Annotated in this window: 15 protein-coding genes; 12 read left to right on the top strand and 3 right to left on the bottom strand. The window is 69.1% G+C overall.

Annotated features, from left to right (window positions below; genetic code table 11):
• Nucleotides 1–887: 887 nt before the first annotated feature.
• The gene (locus AC07OQ_RS17085) at nt 888–1,271 is read right to left on the bottom strand and encodes a transposase (protein ID WP_495054330.1); all 384 of its coding nucleotides are present in this window, start codon (nt 1,269–1,271) and stop codon (nt 888–890) included.
• Nucleotides 1,272–1,308: 37 nt separating this feature from the next.
• On the opposite strand from AC07OQ_RS17085, the gene AC07OQ_RS17080 reads away from it, so the two are divergent.
• The 3 genes from AC07OQ_RS17080 to AC07OQ_RS17070 all read left to right on the top strand — a co-directional run bounded on the left by AC07OQ_RS17080 (nt 1,309) and on the right by AC07OQ_RS17070 (nt 3,172).
• A complete protein-coding gene (locus tag AC07OQ_RS17080; protein WP_495054329.1) occupies nt 1,309–1,467 on the top strand; it encodes a hypothetical protein in 159 nt (52 codons plus the stop codon).
• A 67-nt stretch (nt 1,468–1,534) separates the two neighbouring features.
• Nucleotides 1,535–2,667, top strand: a protein-coding gene (locus AC07OQ_RS17075; RefSeq protein ID WP_495054328.1) for an IS3 family transposase whose coding sequence is annotated in 2 segments (ribosomal slippage) — nt 1,535–1,799 and nt 1,799–2,667 — 1,134 coding nt in all. Because the reading frame shifts where the segments join, the coding sequence is not laid out codon by codon here.
• Between the two features lie 226 nt (nt 2,668–2,893).
• Complete coding sequence (locus AC07OQ_RS17070; protein ID WP_495054327.1) at nt 2,894–3,172, top strand: hypothetical protein; 279 nt, start codon at nt 2,894–2,896, stop codon at nt 3,170–3,172.
• 219 nt (nt 3,173–3,391) lie between these two features.
• On the opposite strand, the gene AC07OQ_RS17065 is transcribed toward AC07OQ_RS17070, so the two are convergent.
• Nucleotides 3,392–4,393, bottom strand: coding sequence for an XdhC family protein (locus tag AC07OQ_RS17065; RefSeq protein WP_495054326.1), 1,002 nt, complete (start codon nt 4,391–4,393; stop codon nt 3,392–3,394).
• 218 nt (nt 4,394–4,611) lie between these two features.
• On the opposite strand from AC07OQ_RS17065, the gene AC07OQ_RS17060 reads away from it, so the two are divergent.
• The 7 genes from AC07OQ_RS17060 (at nt 4,612) to AC07OQ_RS17030 (ending at nt 12,224) form a co-directional block, all read left to right on the top strand.
• Nucleotides 4,612–5,097, top strand: coding sequence for a (2Fe-2S)-binding protein (locus AC07OQ_RS17060; RefSeq protein WP_495054325.1), 486 nt, complete (start codon nt 4,612–4,614; stop codon nt 5,095–5,097).
• Between the two features lie 14 nt (nt 5,098–5,111).
• Nucleotides 5,112–7,478, top strand: a complete 2,367-nt coding sequence (locus AC07OQ_RS17055; protein ID WP_495054324.1) for a xanthine dehydrogenase family protein molybdopterin-binding subunit — start codon at nt 5,112–5,114, stop codon at nt 7,476–7,478.
• 15 nt (nt 7,479–7,493) lie between these two features.
• Nucleotides 7,494–8,297, top strand: coding sequence for an FAD binding domain-containing protein (locus AC07OQ_RS17050; protein WP_495054323.1), 804 nt, complete (start codon nt 7,494–7,496; stop codon nt 8,295–8,297).
• Nucleotides 8,297–9,259: an AAA family ATPase gene (locus AC07OQ_RS17045; RefSeq protein ID WP_495054322.1), complete on the top strand. Its 963-nt coding sequence runs from the start codon at nt 8,297–8,299 to the stop codon at nt 9,257–9,259. Before AC07OQ_RS17050 ends, AC07OQ_RS17045 begins: the two co-directional genes overlap by 1 nt.
• Nucleotides 9,252–10,424, top strand: a complete 1,173-nt coding sequence (locus AC07OQ_RS17040; RefSeq protein ID WP_495054321.1) for a vWA domain-containing protein — start codon at nt 9,252–9,254, stop codon at nt 10,422–10,424. Before AC07OQ_RS17045 ends, AC07OQ_RS17040 begins: the two co-directional genes overlap by 8 nt.
• Nucleotides 10,415–10,969: an SRPBCC family protein gene (locus AC07OQ_RS17035; RefSeq protein ID WP_495054320.1), complete on the top strand. Its 555-nt coding sequence runs from the start codon at nt 10,415–10,417 to the stop codon at nt 10,967–10,969. The genes AC07OQ_RS17040 and AC07OQ_RS17035 overlap by 10 nt, the downstream gene beginning before the upstream one ends.
• 169 nt (nt 10,970–11,138) lie before the next feature.
• Nucleotides 11,139–12,224, top strand: coding sequence for an acyltransferase family protein (locus AC07OQ_RS17030; protein WP_495054319.1), 1,086 nt, complete (start codon nt 11,139–11,141; stop codon nt 12,222–12,224).
• A 6-nt stretch (nt 12,225–12,230) separates the two neighbouring features.
• Here AC07OQ_RS17030 and AC07OQ_RS17025 read toward each other — a convergent pair whose 3' ends face one another.
• Complete coding sequence (locus AC07OQ_RS17025; protein WP_495054318.1) at nt 12,231–12,914, bottom strand: helix-turn-helix transcriptional regulator; 684 nt, start codon at nt 12,912–12,914, stop codon at nt 12,231–12,233.
• Between the two features lie 95 nt (nt 12,915–13,009).
• Here AC07OQ_RS17025 and AC07OQ_RS17020 point away from each other — a divergent pair, with 95 nt between their 5' ends.
• Together AC07OQ_RS17020 and AC07OQ_RS17015 are read left to right on the top strand one after the other, a co-directional pair.
• The gene (locus tag AC07OQ_RS17020) at nt 13,010–13,840 is read left to right on the top strand and encodes a 2OG-Fe(II) oxygenase (RefSeq protein ID WP_495054317.1); all 831 of its coding nucleotides are present in this window, start codon (nt 13,010–13,012) and stop codon (nt 13,838–13,840) included.
• Nucleotides 13,833–14,396, top strand: coding sequence for a GNAT family N-acetyltransferase (locus tag AC07OQ_RS17015; RefSeq protein ID WP_495054316.1), 564 nt, complete (start codon nt 13,833–13,835; stop codon nt 14,394–14,396). Before AC07OQ_RS17020 ends, AC07OQ_RS17015 begins: the two co-directional genes overlap by 8 nt.
• Nucleotides 14,397–14,403: the final 7 nt, after the last annotated feature.

The following is a 14,403-nucleotide window of genomic DNA, read 5'->3' as shown; positions in this document are numbered from 1 at the left end:
TGATCAAAGTCGCCAAACAGTCAGGTATCTCGGTTTTCACGCCGGCGCAAGCTCTCGAGGAGACGCAAAAGTGACGCCTAACCCCTCCGTCAAGGGGACTGGCCTGCGGCCAGCCCCTTACGTCGAACGTTAGGCCGCAGAAGGAATGCCATGCCACCGCTCCCCGGCACATTTGCCGTCCTCGCAATGTCATGCCTCGTAGCTTCAACAGGTGCAGAGCAAACAGTCGGCCCGAGTGGGTACACAACAGAAGAGATCTCGGCCTTCTCCACTGGCCTCCAAGACGCCGTTCGGTCTGGCAAACCCACAGAGGTGGCCACGTTTGTCGCCTTCCCGTTGCGGGTGACCATTGGTCCCGGCAAACAGCGCACTCTCACCCGTAGCCAGTTCCTGGCCGAGTACACCAAGGTATTTACGCCAAGAGTGCAAGCAGCCGTCCTCAATCAAGACCCGCATGCTCTCTTCGAGAGCTGGCGTGGTGTCATGTTTGGCGATGGCACTGTTTGGGCAGGAGGCCAGTGCAAGGAGAAGTTGTGCACAAATGCCAGTCTCAAAGTCTTCGCCGTCAGCGGCCTGGTCCCGTGAGTCTGCGGCCTAACCCCTCATATATGGACTCCCCCACAAGGGCAAAGACCTGATCGATGAAGGCTTGCGGGAAGAAGCACCTGCAGTCGTATATCCGGCATCTGTTGTGGGATCGTCCGTGTCCCGTGCCGACATGGAATCTGCTTCACCGCGGCGCCAGACGCTGCAAGCGGCAAGCGGCAAGGCTGCCGGAAGAGTTATCGGCGTCGCGCGGTGTGGGAGAGCTCCCGCTGGGCCATGATGGTCGATCAGATCCATCGCAAGTGGTGGTGAAGTTGAGATCAGGGGCGCGCTGCGCTCAATCAGGCTGGCATCGCGAACGTCTCACGCCGGAGCTTGCGCTGCAGGGCCGCGGCTTCATCGAAGGCTTGGTGGTCGCGCAGCGTGGCGTAGCAAATGCGCGCGAGCTTGTTGGCCAGCGCGCAGGTGGCCTTGTTGTGATTGGAGCGCGCCTGCACGGCGAGCGCCCAGTCCCGCACGCCCATCAAGACCTTGCCCTTCTCGCGCGCCACGGTCGCGGCCCGCAGCACGCTGCGCGCGCCGTGCGTGAGCAGCATGCGCAGATAGCGGTCGCCCTTCTTGGAGATGCGCCCCAGGTAGTCCGCCCTGAAGAACTCCTGCAGCCCGCATGAACACTGGCTTTGCGGGCGATTGCGGATGGTGGATGTTGCAAGATTGCGGCCCAATCGATATCGATTCCTTGCAAACTGAATCGAGGTTTGGATGGGCCCGAAGCCGGTGGATGAGCGCAGCGACCATGACCTGTTCCGCACTGAACTGGTCAACCTGATCGACCAGCGCCACGAGTTGGCTAGGCTGGCCGAACTGATCGACTGGCAAGCCTTTGCGCAGCAATGGGGAGAGGTGGCGCCGGAAAACTGAACACGGCGATGAGTGGAAACTCTGCCCTGTGAGCGAGCCCGAGGCGGGCTTGCCAGGAGCAAAGAACATGAGCAGAAGACCCCGCCGCAACCACTCACCGGCGTTCAAGGCCAAGGTGGCGTTGGAGGCGATCCGAGGCGACAAGACGCTGGCGGAGCTGGCGAAGGCGTACGACGTGCATCCCAACCAGATCACCGACTGGAAGAGCCAGCTGCTTGCACGAGCGGCTGACGTGTTCGGCGGCGAGGCGCGTGCAGACGAGCCGGCGGTAGACCTGAAGGCGCTGCACGCGAAGATCGGGCAGCTGACCTTGGAGAACGATTTTTTAGAGGGCGCGCTCACCAAGGCGGGACTGCTGAGCGCAAAGCGATGATCGATCGCACCCACGAACTTCCCGTGAAGCGCCAGGCCGAGCTGGTGGGCATCAGCCGCGGCAGCGTGTACTACCTGCCCAAGCCCGTGAGCGCGGCCGATCTGGAGCTCCAGCGCGTGATCGACGAGCTGCACTTGGAGCACCCGTTCGCCGGGGCGCGCATGCTGCGCGACATGCTCAAGGCGCGCGGCTTCGAGGTCGGGCGCAAACATGTGGGCACGCTGATGCGGCGCATAGGTATCGAAGCGCTGTACCGCAAGCCCAACACGAGCAAGCGGCACCCCGAGCATCAGGTCTACCCGTACCTGTTGCGCGGACTGACGATCGATCGCGCCAACCAGGTGTGGGCCATGGATCTCACGTACATCCCGATGGCGCGTGGATTCGTCTACCTGGCCGCCATCATCGACTGGCACAGCCGCAAGGTGCTGGCCTGGGACGTGTCGATCTCGATGGAGGCGGACTTCTGCGTGCGCGTGCTCGAGCAGGCGCTGGCGCGCCACGGCAAGCCCCAGATCTTCAACACCGACCAGGGCAGCCAGTTCACCAGCATGGCGTTCACCGAGAGGCTGAAAACCGCGGGCATCGCCATCAGCATGGATGGCCGCGGCTGCTGGCGCGACAACGTGTTCGTCGAAAGGCTGTGGCGCAGCGTCAAGTACGAGGAGGTGTACTTGCGAGCCTACGAGACCGTCAGCCACGCGCGCGAAGGCATCTCGCGGTACCTGCGCTTCTTCAACACCGCGCGGCCCCACACGGCGCACGGTGGCAAGACACCGGACAGCGCGTACTTCGCGGCGCTGCCTGCGATGCGAGAGGCGGCCTGATCGGGCGGCACAATGCGCGGTCAACACGAGATGCCCACCGCGTCGGTCGTGCGTTCGTCGCAAGCGACGTCCGCCCGCCGCCGTGGACATCTCTGCACCGCGGTCAACCCGGCAGAGTTCCACTTATCGTCGCCCGATTCGTGTTCAAACGGATGGGGCCACCTCTGTTTTTCTTGACGAGACGGCTAGCTTGAATCGCAAAGTGACGGCCGCAGAGAGGGTGCCAATGACCAGCCCTGTTCCGTATATTGCCGAGTGCAGAGAACTGCTTCCACGCTACATCGAGACTGCCGAAGGCGTTGGAACCATTTCGATTCTGCCGGGTGAGCATGTCTCGAATGAGCCCGCCGTGTCATTTGGCGACCCGTTGTACGCCATTCCCGAGAATCTCCCTGGTCCTTATTGGCATGTCGGGCCCATCTTCAATGGTCGACTTTTCGGCTCGGTTCAAATTGCGGCGGTGGACTTCAGCAAGTACTTGCGAACGCTTTCGGCACTGCCGTGATGCCCAACCATTCATTGCATCGGACCTGCGCCAGCTTCGCAGGCTGGTCCGCTCATGTCGAACGTTGAGCGACAGCTTTGCGCCTCCCAATCCGATAGCACGAGGTACTGCAGTCGCCGCAAATCGGCCATCCGGTAAGCATCACCTGGGCTGCCAGAAACTTCGGCGACAGTTCCAGCCATAGCTCCCAATGGCCGTCAGGACCGACCCGCGTAGCGGTCAGCCCACCACGCAGCCCGCCTCCGCCCCGCCGCCCGTCGGCAATGCATCGCTGAGCACCCGCACGCCATGCCGCTCGGCCGTCATATGGGCCAGGATCGAGAGCGCGATCTCCGGCGGCGTGCGGGCGCCGATGTGCAGGCCCACCGGGCCGTGCAGGCGCGCCAGCTGCTCCGGCGTCACGCCGAAATGCTCGGCCAGGCGCACCTTGCGCTTGGCCTGGTTGACCCGCGAACCGATGGCGCCCACATAGAAGGCCGGTGAGCGCAGCGCCTCCATCAGCGCCAGGTCGTCCAGCTTGGGGTCGTGGGTCAGCGCGACGATGGCGCTGTGGCCGTCCGGCGCGAAGCTCAGCACCACGTCGTCGGGCATCTCGCGGGTCAGCTGCGCGCCGGGGATGTCGGGTTGATATTCCTCGCGCGGGTCGCAGACCAGCACCTGGTAGTCCAGCGCCAGGGCCATGGTCGCCAGGTACTGGGTCAGCTGGCCGGCGCCGATGACCAGCAGGCGCCATTGCGGGCCATGGTGGGTGATCAGCGCGGTCGCCGAGAGCTGCACCACATCCGCCCCGGCCTGCGGGCCGGACAGCTCGACCGCGCCGCTGGCCAGGTCCAGGCGGCGCTGCACGCGCTGGCCGGCGGCCAGCCTGGCCAGCAGGGTCGGCACCTGCGAGGTCGCGGACAACGGCTCCAGCACCAGCTCCAGCGTGCCGCCGCAGGGCAGGCCGAAGCGGTTCGCCTGCTCGGCATCGACGCCGTAGCGGATCAGCTCCGGCCTGGCGAGGTTCAGCGCGCCCTCGCGCACCTTGGCGATCAGGTCGTCTTCGATGCAGCCGCCCGAGACCGAGCCGGCGATCAGGCCGTCGTCGCGCACGCCCACCACGGCGCCCACCGGCCGCGGGGCCGAGCCCCAGGTGCGGGTGATCGTGCCCAGCACCACGCGGCGCCCCTCGCGCAGCCAGGCATCCACCTGGCGCAGCACATTCAGATCAACGTTGTCCATGCAGTCCCGTTCGCGCTCTCGTTGGCTAGCGACCTGGAACATACCGCAAGCCGGGCCGCTCTGCAGGCCTGTGCCAAGTCGAGGCATCAACCCGGTGCACCGGCGCACTATGTATGGGCATACATGGGGGAAAACCGTGGATGGCGCCCCGGGAAGGCTGCCGCGACGATTGTCCGTGGATGTTGACGACGACGGAGCAACAAACAGGAGACAAGGCAATGGGCCAGAAGATCACGCTCAAGCTCAACGGCAAGCCGGTCACGCGCGAGGTGCCGCCCGATCGCTTGCTGGTGCAATTCCTGCGCGAGGATCTCGCGCTGACCGGCACCCATGTGGGCTGCGACACCGGGCAGTGTGGCGCCTGCACCGTGCACCTGAACGGCCGCGCGGTGAAGAGCTGCAATATGCTGGCCGTGCAGGCCCAGGGCGCCGAGCTCACGACCATCGAGGGCCTGGCCGCGGCCAGTGGCGATCTGCACCCGATGCAGGCGGCCTTCAAGGAATGCCATGGCCTGCAATGCGGCTTCTGCACGCCGGGCATGGTGATGAGCGCGGTCGATCTGGTGCAGCACCACCGCCGGGCGGATCGCGAACTCAGCGAGGCCGAGATCCGCGAGGGGCTGGAGGGCAATATCTGCCGCTGCACCGGCTACCAGAACATCGTGCGCGCGGTGCAGACCGGCGCGCAGGCCATGATGAAGTAGGGGGAGGGCACACCATGAACGCACCCGAACCCAAGGCAACGGCCGGCCTGATCGGCCAAAGCATCCGCCGCCGCGAGGACGCGCGCTTCCTCACCGGCCGCGGCCAGTACACCGACGACATCGTGCTGCCGCGTCAGACATTCGCCTATTTCCTGCGCTCGCCCTATGCGCATGCGCGCATCAAGAGCATCGACACGAAGGCCGCTGCGGCGGCCGAGGGCGTGCTGGGGGTCTACACCGGCGAGCATTTCCGCGCGGTCGGCGGCCTGCCCTGCGGCTGGCTGATCAACAGCCTGGACGGCAGCCCGATGAAGGAGCCCAAGCATCCGATCCTGGCCGACGGCAAGGTGCGCTATGTCGGCGACCAGCTGGCGCTGGTGGTGGCCGAGAGCTACGAGCAGGCCAAGGCCGCGGCCCAGCTGATCGAGGTCGACTATGAAGACCTGAGCCCGGTGGTGGACGTGGCCGCGGCCAAGGGCGCGCCGGCCAGCGTGCACGAGGAGGCGCCCGACAATGTCTGCTACCGCTGGGGCTGCGGCGACAAGGCCGGGGTCGATGCCGCGATGGCGCAGGCGGCCCATGTGACGCGCCTGGAGTTCCGCAACAACCGGCTGATCCCCAATGCGATCGAGCCGCGCGCGGCCAATGCCAGCTACAACCCGGCCGACGAGAGCTACACGCTCTATGTGGCGAACCAGAACCCGCATGTCGAGCGCCTCTTGATGTGCGCCTTCGTGCTGGGCATTCCCGAGCACAAGGTGCGGGTGGTGGCGCCGGATGTCGGCGGCGGCTTCGGCTCCAAGATTTTTCTCTATGCCGAGGAGACCGCGCTCACCTGGGCCAGCAAGCAGATCGGCCGGCCGATCAAGTGGACCGCGGACCGCAGCGAGGCCTTTCTCAGCGATGCGCATGGCCGCGACCATGCGACGGTGGCCGAGCTGGGCCTGGACGCGCAGGGCCAGTTCCTGGCGATGCGGGTGACGACGACGGCCAATCTGGGCGCCTACCTGTCCACCTTCGCCTCCAGCGTGCCGACCATCCTCTATGCGACCTTGCTGGCCGGCCAGTACAAGACGCCCAAGATCTATGCCGAGGTGACCGGCGTGTTCACCAACACCGCGCCGGTCGACGCCTACCGCGGCGCGGGCCGGCCCGAGGCCACCTATGTGGTGGAGCGTCTGGTGGAAACGGCCGCGCATGAGCTGAAGATCGCGCCGGACCAGATCCGCCGCCGCAACTTCATCAAGACCTTCCCCTATGCGACGCCGGTGGGCCTGACCTATGACACCGGCGACTACGAGACCACGCTCAACGAGGTGATGGAACTGGCCGACGTGGCCGGCTATGGCGCGCGCAAGGCCGCGACCGAGGCCAAGGGCCTGAAGCGCGGCATCGGCTACTCGACCTATATCGAGGCCTGCGGCCTGGCGCCCAGCAATATCGCCGGGGCCCTGGGCGCGCGCGCCGGCCTGTTCGAGGCCGGCGAGGTGCGCGTCCATCCGACCGGCAAGGTGACCGTCTTCACCGGCAGCCATTCGCATGGCCAGGGCCATGAGACGACCTTTGCCCAGGTGGTGGCCGACAAGCTGGGCATCCCGCTGGACGATGTCGACATCCAGCATGGCGACACCGGCAAGGTGCTGTTCGGCATGGGCACCTACGGCAGCCGCTCGCTGGCGGTGGGCGGCACGGCCATCGTCAAGGCGGTGGACAAGGTGATCGCCAAGGGCAAGAAGATCGCCGCCCATCTGCTGGAGGCCAGCGAGGGCGATATCGGCTTCGAGGGCGGCGAGTTCAAGGTCGCCGGCACCGACAAGAAAGTGCCCTTCGCCGCGGTCTCGCTGACCGCCTATGTGCCGCACAACTACCCGCTGGACAAGCTGGAGCCGGGCCTGAACGAGAACGCCTTCTACGACCCGACGAACTTCACCTACCCGGCCGGCAGCTATATCTGCGAGGTGGAGGTCGATCCGCTGACCGGCGTGGTGCGGGTGGACCGCTTCAGCGCGGTGGACGATTTCGGCAATATCGTGAACCCGATGATCGTCGAGGGCCAGGTGCATGGCGGCCTGGCGCAGGGCATCGGCCAGGCGCTCTTGGAGCATGGCGTCTACGACCCCGACTCCGGCCAGCTGCTGACCGGCAGCTATATGGACTATGCGATGCCGCGCGCCGACGACCTGCCGACATTCAATGTCAAGACCGCCAAGGGCACGCCCTGCACCCACAACCCGCTGGGCGTCAAGGGCTGCGGCGAGGCCGGCGCGATCGGCTCGCCGCCGGCGGTGATCAACGCGATCTGCGATGCGCTGGGCCTCAAGGACCTGCCGATGCCGGCCACGCCGCATACCGTGTGGCAGGCGATCCAAGCGAAGCGCTGAAGCAAGGAGAACACCATGACATTCGCCTATCAGCAAGCGGCCAGCCTGGCCGATGCCGCGAAGGCCGCGGCGGGCAACGCCGATGCCAGGCTCATCGCCGGCGGGCAGAGCCTGCTCGGCGCGATCAAGCTGGGCCTGGCCGCGCCCGAGGCCCTGATCGACATCTCGGGCCTGGCCGAGCTGAAAGGCATACGCGTCGAGCCGGGCAGGGTCGTGATCGGCGCGCTGACCACGCATGCGATGGTTGCCGCGTCGACCGAGGTGCAGGCCGCCATCCCGGCGCTGGCCGACCTGGCCGGCCGCATCGGCGACCGCCAGGTGCGCAACCTCGGCACCCTGGGCGGCAGCCTGGCCAACAACGACCCCGCGGCCTGCTACCCGGCGGCCGTGCTGGGCCTGGGGGCCACGGTGCACACCGACCGGCGCTCGATCGCGGCCGACGACTTCTTCAAGGGCCTGTACGAGACCGCGCTGGGGGACGATGGGAAGGGCAGCGAGATCATCACCTCGGTCAGCTTCCCGGTGCCCGAGAAGGCGGCCTGGCAGAAGTTCAAGCAGCCGGCCTCGCGCTTCTCGATCGTCGGCGTGTTCGTCGCGAAGACGGCGGGCGGGGTGCGGGTGGCGGTCACCGGTGCCGGCCCTTGCGTGTTCCGCGCCGCCGAGATCGAGAAGGCGCTGTCATCGAGTTGGAGCGCGGCCGCGGCCCAGGCCGCGACGGTCAGCGACGCGGGGCTGAACGCCGACCTGCATGGCTCGGCCCGGTACCGCGCCGCGCTGATCCCGGTGCTGGCCAGCCGCGCGGTGGCGGCGGCGGGCTGATGTTGGCGCAGCCGCCCGCCAGCATCGACGCCACGCTGCAGCGCCTGCGCGAGCAGGGCGGTTATGTGGCCCAGCGCGAGCTGGCCACCACGGTCTTCCTCGCGCTGCGCCTGGCGCGCCCGCTGTTCCTGGAGGGCGAGCCCGGCACCGGCAAGACCGAGGTGGCCAAGGCCCTGGCCGCGATGCTGGGGCGGCCGCTGATACGCCTGCAGTGCTACGAGGGCCTGGACCTGGCCGCGGCGGCCTACGAATGGAACTACGCGCGCCAGATGCTGGAGATCAAGCAGGGCCTGGCCGCCGGCGACGAGCTGTTCGCGCGCCGCTTCCTGATCGCGCGGCCGCTGCTGCAGGCCATCGACCCGCAGAACTTTCCCGTTCGTTCGACCCTGCCAGGCCCGGCAGCGCCGGGGGCCGCCCCCGTATCCGGCGGCGAGGGGCCCACATTGCCCCCCGTGCTGCTGATCGACGAGCTGGACCGCGCCGACGAGCCCTTCGAGGCCTTTCTGCTGGAGCTGTTGTCGGACTTCCAGCTGAGCATTCCCGAGTTGGGCCTGATCAAGGCGCAGGAGCCGCCGATCGTCGTGCTGACCAGCAACCGCACGCGCGAGATCCACGACGCGGTCAAGCGCCGCTGCCTCTACCACTGGGTGGACTTTCCCTCGGCCGCGCGCGAGCTCGAGATCCTGCGCCTCAAGGTGCCGGGCGTCGAGGCGGCGCTGGCGCGCCAGATCGTCGCCATCGTGCAAGGCCTGCGCCGCATGGACCTCTACAAGCTGCCCGGCGTGGCCGAAACCCTCGAATGGTCGCGCGCGCTGCTGGAGCTGAACGCGCTGGCGCTGGACCCCGCCACCCTGAACGACACGCTGGGCGTGCTCCTGAAGTACCAGGACGATATCGCCAAGGTGCAGGGCTCGGAGGCGGCGCGGCTGCTGGCCCAGGTGAGCGCGGAAGTCCATGGCTGATTTCCTGGCCGCCAATGTGATGCACTTCGGCCGCGTGCTGCGCCAGGCCGGCCTGCCGGTCGGCACCGACCGGCTGAAGCTGGCGCTGGAGGCGCTGCAGGTGGCCGGGCTCGACGCGCGCGCCGATTTCAAGGCCACGCTGGCCGCCTGCCTGGTGGACCGCGCCGAGCATCGCGCGCTGTTCGAGCAGGCCTTCCACATCTTCTGGCGCGATCCGGACCTGCTGGGCCGCGTGATGGCGATGCTGCTGCCGCGTGCCCAGGCCAAGCCTGGCGGCCCGCCGCCGCCCGAGAACCGCCGCCTGGCCGAGGCGCTGTTCCCGCAGGCGCCGCCATCGCTGCCGCGCCCGCCAGAGCCCGAGCAGCGGATCGAGCTGGATGCGCGCCTCAGCGTCAGCGGGCGCGAACTGCTGCGCCAGCGCGATTTCGAGACCATGAGCGCCGAGGAATGGGCCGAGGCCAGGCGGGCGCTGGCGCGCTTGCGGCCCTTCTTCGAAACCCGCCCGACGCGCCGCTTCCGGGCTGCGCCAGCGGGAGGCCACAGCCGGCTTGACTGGCGCGCCAGCCTGCGCGCCCAGGGCCGCCACGAGCTGGCGCCGCCGCAATGGCGCCGGCCGCGCGCCAAGCCTGCGCCGCTGGTGATCCTGGCCGACATCTCCGGCTCGATGAGCCGCTATTCGCGCATGCTGCTGCACCTGGCCCATGGCCTGGCCAACCCGGCGGAGCGGCGCCATGCGCCCAAGGTTCACAGCTTCGTGTTCGGCACGCGGCTGACGCCGATCACCCGCCTGCTGCGCCAGCGCGACCCCGACCTGGCGGTCGCCGCGGTCTCGCAGCGCGTGCATGACTGGTCCGGCGGCACCCGCATCGGCGCCTGCCTGCATGCCTTCAACCGCGACTGGGCCCGCCGCGTGCTGACGAGCGATGCCACCGTGCTGCTGATCACCGACGGCCTCGAGGCGGGCGAGGGCGAGGCCCTGGCCTTCGAGGCACGCCGCCTGCGCCTGTCCTGCCGCCGCCTGCTGTGGCTGAACCCGCTGCTGCGTTTCGCGGGCTTCGAGCCCAAGGCGGCCGGCATCAGGGCGCTGCTGCCCGAGGTCAGCCGCCATCTTCCCGCCCACAATCTGGCCAGCCTGGAACAGCTGACCACCATGCTATGCAACTGACCGGACAAGAAACCCTGCCCGTCGCCCAGGCCCAGGCCTGGGAGGCCCTGAACGACACCGAGATGCTGAAGGCGGCGATCGCCGGCTGCGAGGCGCTGACGCCGATCGCCGACAAGGAGTACGAGGTCCTGATGGCCGTGGCCATCGGCCCGGTGAAGGCGAAATTCAAGGGCAAGCTGAAGCTCTCCGAGCTGAAGCCGCCCAGCAGCTACCAGCTCGCCTTCGAGGGCCAGGGTGGCGCGGCCGGCCATGGCAAGGGCACGGCCCAGGTGCGGCTGGAAGGCCTGAGCCCGCAGCAGACCCTGCTGCACTACACGGTGATGGCCAGCGTCGGCGGCAAGATCGCCCAGATCGGCTCGCGTCTGGTCGACATGGCGGCGCAGAAGATGGCCGCCGACTTCTTCGCCGCCTTCAACGCGGCGCTGCAGGCGCGCTATGCGGTGGCGGCATCCGCCGGACCGGCGCCGCCGGCCAAGCCGCTGGGCCGGCGCCTGCTGGACTGGTACCTGGGCTGGCTGGGCCGCATCTTCAAGGGCGGGTTCTGAAACGGGCGCGGCGCGGCGGCCCGCCAACTGCGGCGCGCGATAAAGCCACTGGCCGACCCAGGGTCCGGGCCGCGGCCGGATTCGCGCCCGCCGTAAAATCCGTGTTTTCGCGCCGGTCCAGGCGCCGGCCGCCAAGCCGGCAATGCCTGGCGGGCCGCCGACCCCGTCCATGAAGTCCTCCTCTTCCTCCTCCCGTCTGCTGCATATCGATGCGCTGAAAGCGCTGGCGGCCCAGGCCATCGTGCTGCACCACCTGGCCGCCTATGGCCCGATCGCCGAAACCGTCCAGACCCTCTGGCCGGCGCTGATCGAGGGGCTCTACGACTATGGCCGCATGGCGGTGCAGGTGTTCCTGGTGCTGGGCGGCTTCCTGAGCGCGCGCGCGCTGGCGCCGCAGGGCGGGGCGCTGCAGGGCGCGCCGCTGGGTCTGCTGGGCCAGCGCTGGCTGCGCCTGGCCCTGCCCTTCATGGCCGCGGTGGGCCTGACCCTGGGGTGCTCGGCCCTGGTGGCGCGCTGGCTGCCGGAGCTGGTGCCGACCGCGGTGAGCCTGCCGCAGCTGCTGTCGCACGCGCTGCTGCTGCATGGCGTGCTGGGCCATGAGGCGCTGACCGTCGGCGCCTGGTACGTGGCGATCGACCTGCAGCTGTTCGCGCTGCTGCTGGCCCTGCTGTGGCTGGCGCGGCGCGGTCCGCGCCTGCTGGCGCCGCTGCTGGTGCTGGCGCTGGCCGCGGCCTCGCTGTGGGTGTTCAACCTCGACGCGGCGCTGGACAACTACGCGCCCTATTTCTTTGGCGCCTACGGCCTGGGCGCTCTGGTGCACTGGCTGAGCCTGGATTCGCGCCACCGCTGGGGCTGGGCCTTGCTGCTGAGCGTCCTGGTGCTGGGGGCGCTGTGCTACGAATTCCGCGGCCGCATCCTGCTGGCGGCGCTGACGGCAGCGCTGCTGGCCCTGCTGCAGCACCGCCATCGGAGCGGCCGCACGCTGCTGGCGCCGGGGCCCATCACGGATCGACTCGCCGATCTGACGGCGCAGGCGGGCACGCATTCCTATGCGCTGTTCCTGGTGCATTTCCCGGTCTGCCTGCTGGTCAATGCGCTGTTCGAGCATAAGGATCCCGAGCATGCGGGCATGGCCGTGGCCGCGATGGCGCTGGCCTGGGCCCTGAGCAACCTGGCCGCGCTGCCCTTCTACCGCTGGATCGAGGCGCCCGCCGGCCGCCTGCGCCTGGCGCTGCCGGCGCTGCGGCGGGCCTGAGGCCGCTCAGGCGCCGGCCGCCTGCGCCCGCTCCAGGTCGGCAAGGGTCTTGCCGGGCTCGTCGCGGAAGCGCTCTTCCAAGGGGGTCAGGTCCTGAATGCGGTCGACCCGGAAGCTGCGGAAATCCTCGCGCAGCTCGCACCAGGCGGCCACGGTCCAGACCGGGCCCCAGAAGAAGCAGCCCAGCGGGCGCACGACGCGCTCGCTGCTGATGCCGCTCAGATCCAGGTATTGCAGGCGCAGCTTGCGCCGCACCTCGGTGGCCTCGCGCAGCTGGATCAGACGCCGGCTCAGCGCCTCGTCCATGCCCGAGCGCGGCGCATAGACGGCCAGGCTCTCGGCCGCCGCGCGCGCCGCCGGCGACAGCACGGCCAGGATCTTGGACAGCGCGCCCTCGGCGGGCGCGGCCAGGCCGGCGTCCAGCGCCGGACGCGCCAGGCGCACCACGGCGACCAGGGCCTGGGCTTCTTCCTTGGTGAACATCAGCGGCGGCAGGTCGAAGCCCGCCTTCATGCGGTAGCCCACGCCCGCCTCGCCCTCGATCGGCACGCCCTGCTGCTGCAGCGCGGCGACGTCGCGGTAGACGGTGCGCACCGAGACCTCCAGGCGTTCGGCCAGGAATTCGGCGGTGGAGAGACGGCGCCCACGAATGAGCTGGACGATCTGGAACAGGCGGTCGGCACGGCGCATCCCTCCATTGTGTCTCGATCGGTGAATGCCCCATGCTGCGCCCCGGCTGCTGACGGCGTCTTGTCAGTACCATCGCGGGCATCGATCCCCCGATCATGTCGCTGCAACAACTTTCCCCCGATTGGCAGGCCTGGCTGCGCGAGAACCTGGCGCGCGGCTGCGCGCGCGCGACCCTGCTGCCGCTGCTGGTGCAGGGCGGCCATGCGCCGGCCCTGGCCGAGCGCGCGCTGGACGAGGCGCTGGGGCGGGCGGCCCCGCCCGCGGCCCTGCGCGGCCGCCCCGCGCCGGCGCTGGAGCTCAACCAGATCGACTGCGGCGGCCAGCGCGTGTGCGTGGCGGCGGTGCTGGAGCGGCCCCAGATCGCCCTGTTCGAAAACCTGCTCAGCGCCGAGGAATGCCGCGCGATGATCGCGCTGGCCGAGACGCGGCTGCAGCGCTCCACCGTGGTCGACGAGCAGTTGGGCGAGGCCCGCCCGCACGAACATCGCAGCAGCGCCGGCGCCTGGTTCGCGCGCGGCGAGACCGCGCTGGTGGCGCGCATCGAGGCGCGCCTGGCCATGCTCTTGCGCTGGCCGGTCGACCAGGGCGAGGGCCTGCAGGTGCTGCGCTACGGCGAAGGCGGCGAATACCGCGCGCACCATGACTTCTTCAACCCGGCGCTGGCCGGCAGCGCCCGCCATCTGGTGCAGGGCGGCCAGCGCGTGGGCACCTGCATCCTGTACCTGAGCGAGGTCGAGGCCGGCGGCGGCACGCGTTTTCCGCAGCTGGGCTTCGAGCTGCGGCCGACGCCCGGCGCGGCGCTGTATTTCGCCGATGTGGACGAAAGCGGCGTCGAGGACCCGAGCACCCTGCATGCCGGCGTGCCGGTGCTGGCGGGCGTCAAGTACATCGCCACCAAATGGCTGCGCGAGAAGGTCTATGGCTGAGGCCTTGTCGATCGCGCTGCGGGCGGCCCGCCCCGACGACGCCCCGTGTCTGGCCGTGCTGGCCACCCAGGTCTTTCTGGACACCTATGCCGTCGACGGCATCCGGCCGGCGCTGGCGCGCGAGGTGCTGACGCAGCTGTCGCCGCAGGCGCTGGCGGCGTTGCTGGCCGGACCCGGCACGCGCTTGATCGTCGCCGAGCGCGACGGCCACCTGCTCGGCTTTGCCCAGCTGGGCCTGGGCCGCGGCCACGAACTGCTGGGCACGCCGGCCCGGGCGGCCGAGCTGGAGCGGCTCTATGTGCAGCGGCCCAGCCTGGGCCGGGGCCTGGGCCGCGCCCTGCTGCGGGCGGCCGAGGAACTGGCGGCGGCGGCCGGCGCCGAGCGCCTGTGGCTGACCGCCTGGGTCGGCAACGCCCGCGCCCGCGCCTTCTATGCGCGCCAGGGCTACCAGGAACTGGGCCAGACCTGGTACGAGTTCGAGGGCGAACGCCACGAGAACCGCCTGTTCGCGAAGCGCCTCGGCGACGCTCCGCTGGCACGGTGCTTGCCGGTCTAGACCGATT

The sequence above is a fragment of the Roseateles sp. GW821-FHT09B06 genome (genome assembly GCF_059418245.1).
Note: the sequence above shows the minus strand (reverse complement) of the source record. Positions and strands in the feature narration are given on the sequence as shown.

Coding starts and splice junctions, on each gene's coding strand:
- AC07OQ_RS17020 (WP_495054317.1), top strand. CDS start 13,010: ATGTCGCTGCAACAACTTTCCCCCGATTGGCAGGCCTGGCTGCGCGAG.
- AC07OQ_RS17060 (WP_495054325.1), top strand. CDS start 4,612: ATGGGCCAGAAGATCACGCTCAAGCTCAACGGCAAGCCGGTCACGCGC.
- AC07OQ_RS17035 (WP_495054320.1), top strand. CDS start 10,415: ATGCAACTGACCGGACAAGAAACCCTGCCCGTCGCCCAGGCCCAGGCC.
- AC07OQ_RS17015 (WP_495054316.1), top strand. CDS start 13,833: ATGGCTGAGGCCTTGTCGATCGCGCTGCGGGCGGCCCGCCCCGACGAC.
- AC07OQ_RS17030 (WP_495054319.1), top strand. CDS start 11,139: ATGAAGTCCTCCTCTTCCTCCTCCCGTCTGCTGCATATCGATGCGCTG.
- AC07OQ_RS17080 (WP_495054329.1), top strand. CDS start 1,309: ATGGGCCCGAAGCCGGTGGATGAGCGCAGCGACCATGACCTGTTCCGC.
- AC07OQ_RS17050 (WP_495054323.1), top strand. CDS start 7,494: ATGACATTCGCCTATCAGCAAGCGGCCAGCCTGGCCGATGCCGCGAAG.
- AC07OQ_RS17055 (WP_495054324.1), top strand. CDS start 5,112: ATGAACGCACCCGAACCCAAGGCAACGGCCGGCCTGATCGGCCAAAGC.
- AC07OQ_RS17025 (WP_495054318.1), bottom strand. CDS start 12,914: ATGCGCCGTGCCGACCGCCTGTTCCAGATCGTCCAGCTCATTCGTGGG.
- AC07OQ_RS17065 (WP_495054326.1), bottom strand. CDS start 4,393: ATGGACAACGTTGATCTGAATGTGCTGCGCCAGGTGGATGCCTGGCTG.
- AC07OQ_RS17070 (WP_495054327.1), top strand. CDS start 2,894: ATGACCAGCCCTGTTCCGTATATTGCCGAGTGCAGAGAACTGCTTCCA.
- AC07OQ_RS17040 (WP_495054321.1), top strand. CDS start 9,252: ATGGCTGATTTCCTGGCCGCCAATGTGATGCACTTCGGCCGCGTGCTG.
- AC07OQ_RS17045 (WP_495054322.1), top strand. CDS start 8,297: ATGTTGGCGCAGCCGCCCGCCAGCATCGACGCCACGCTGCAGCGCCTG.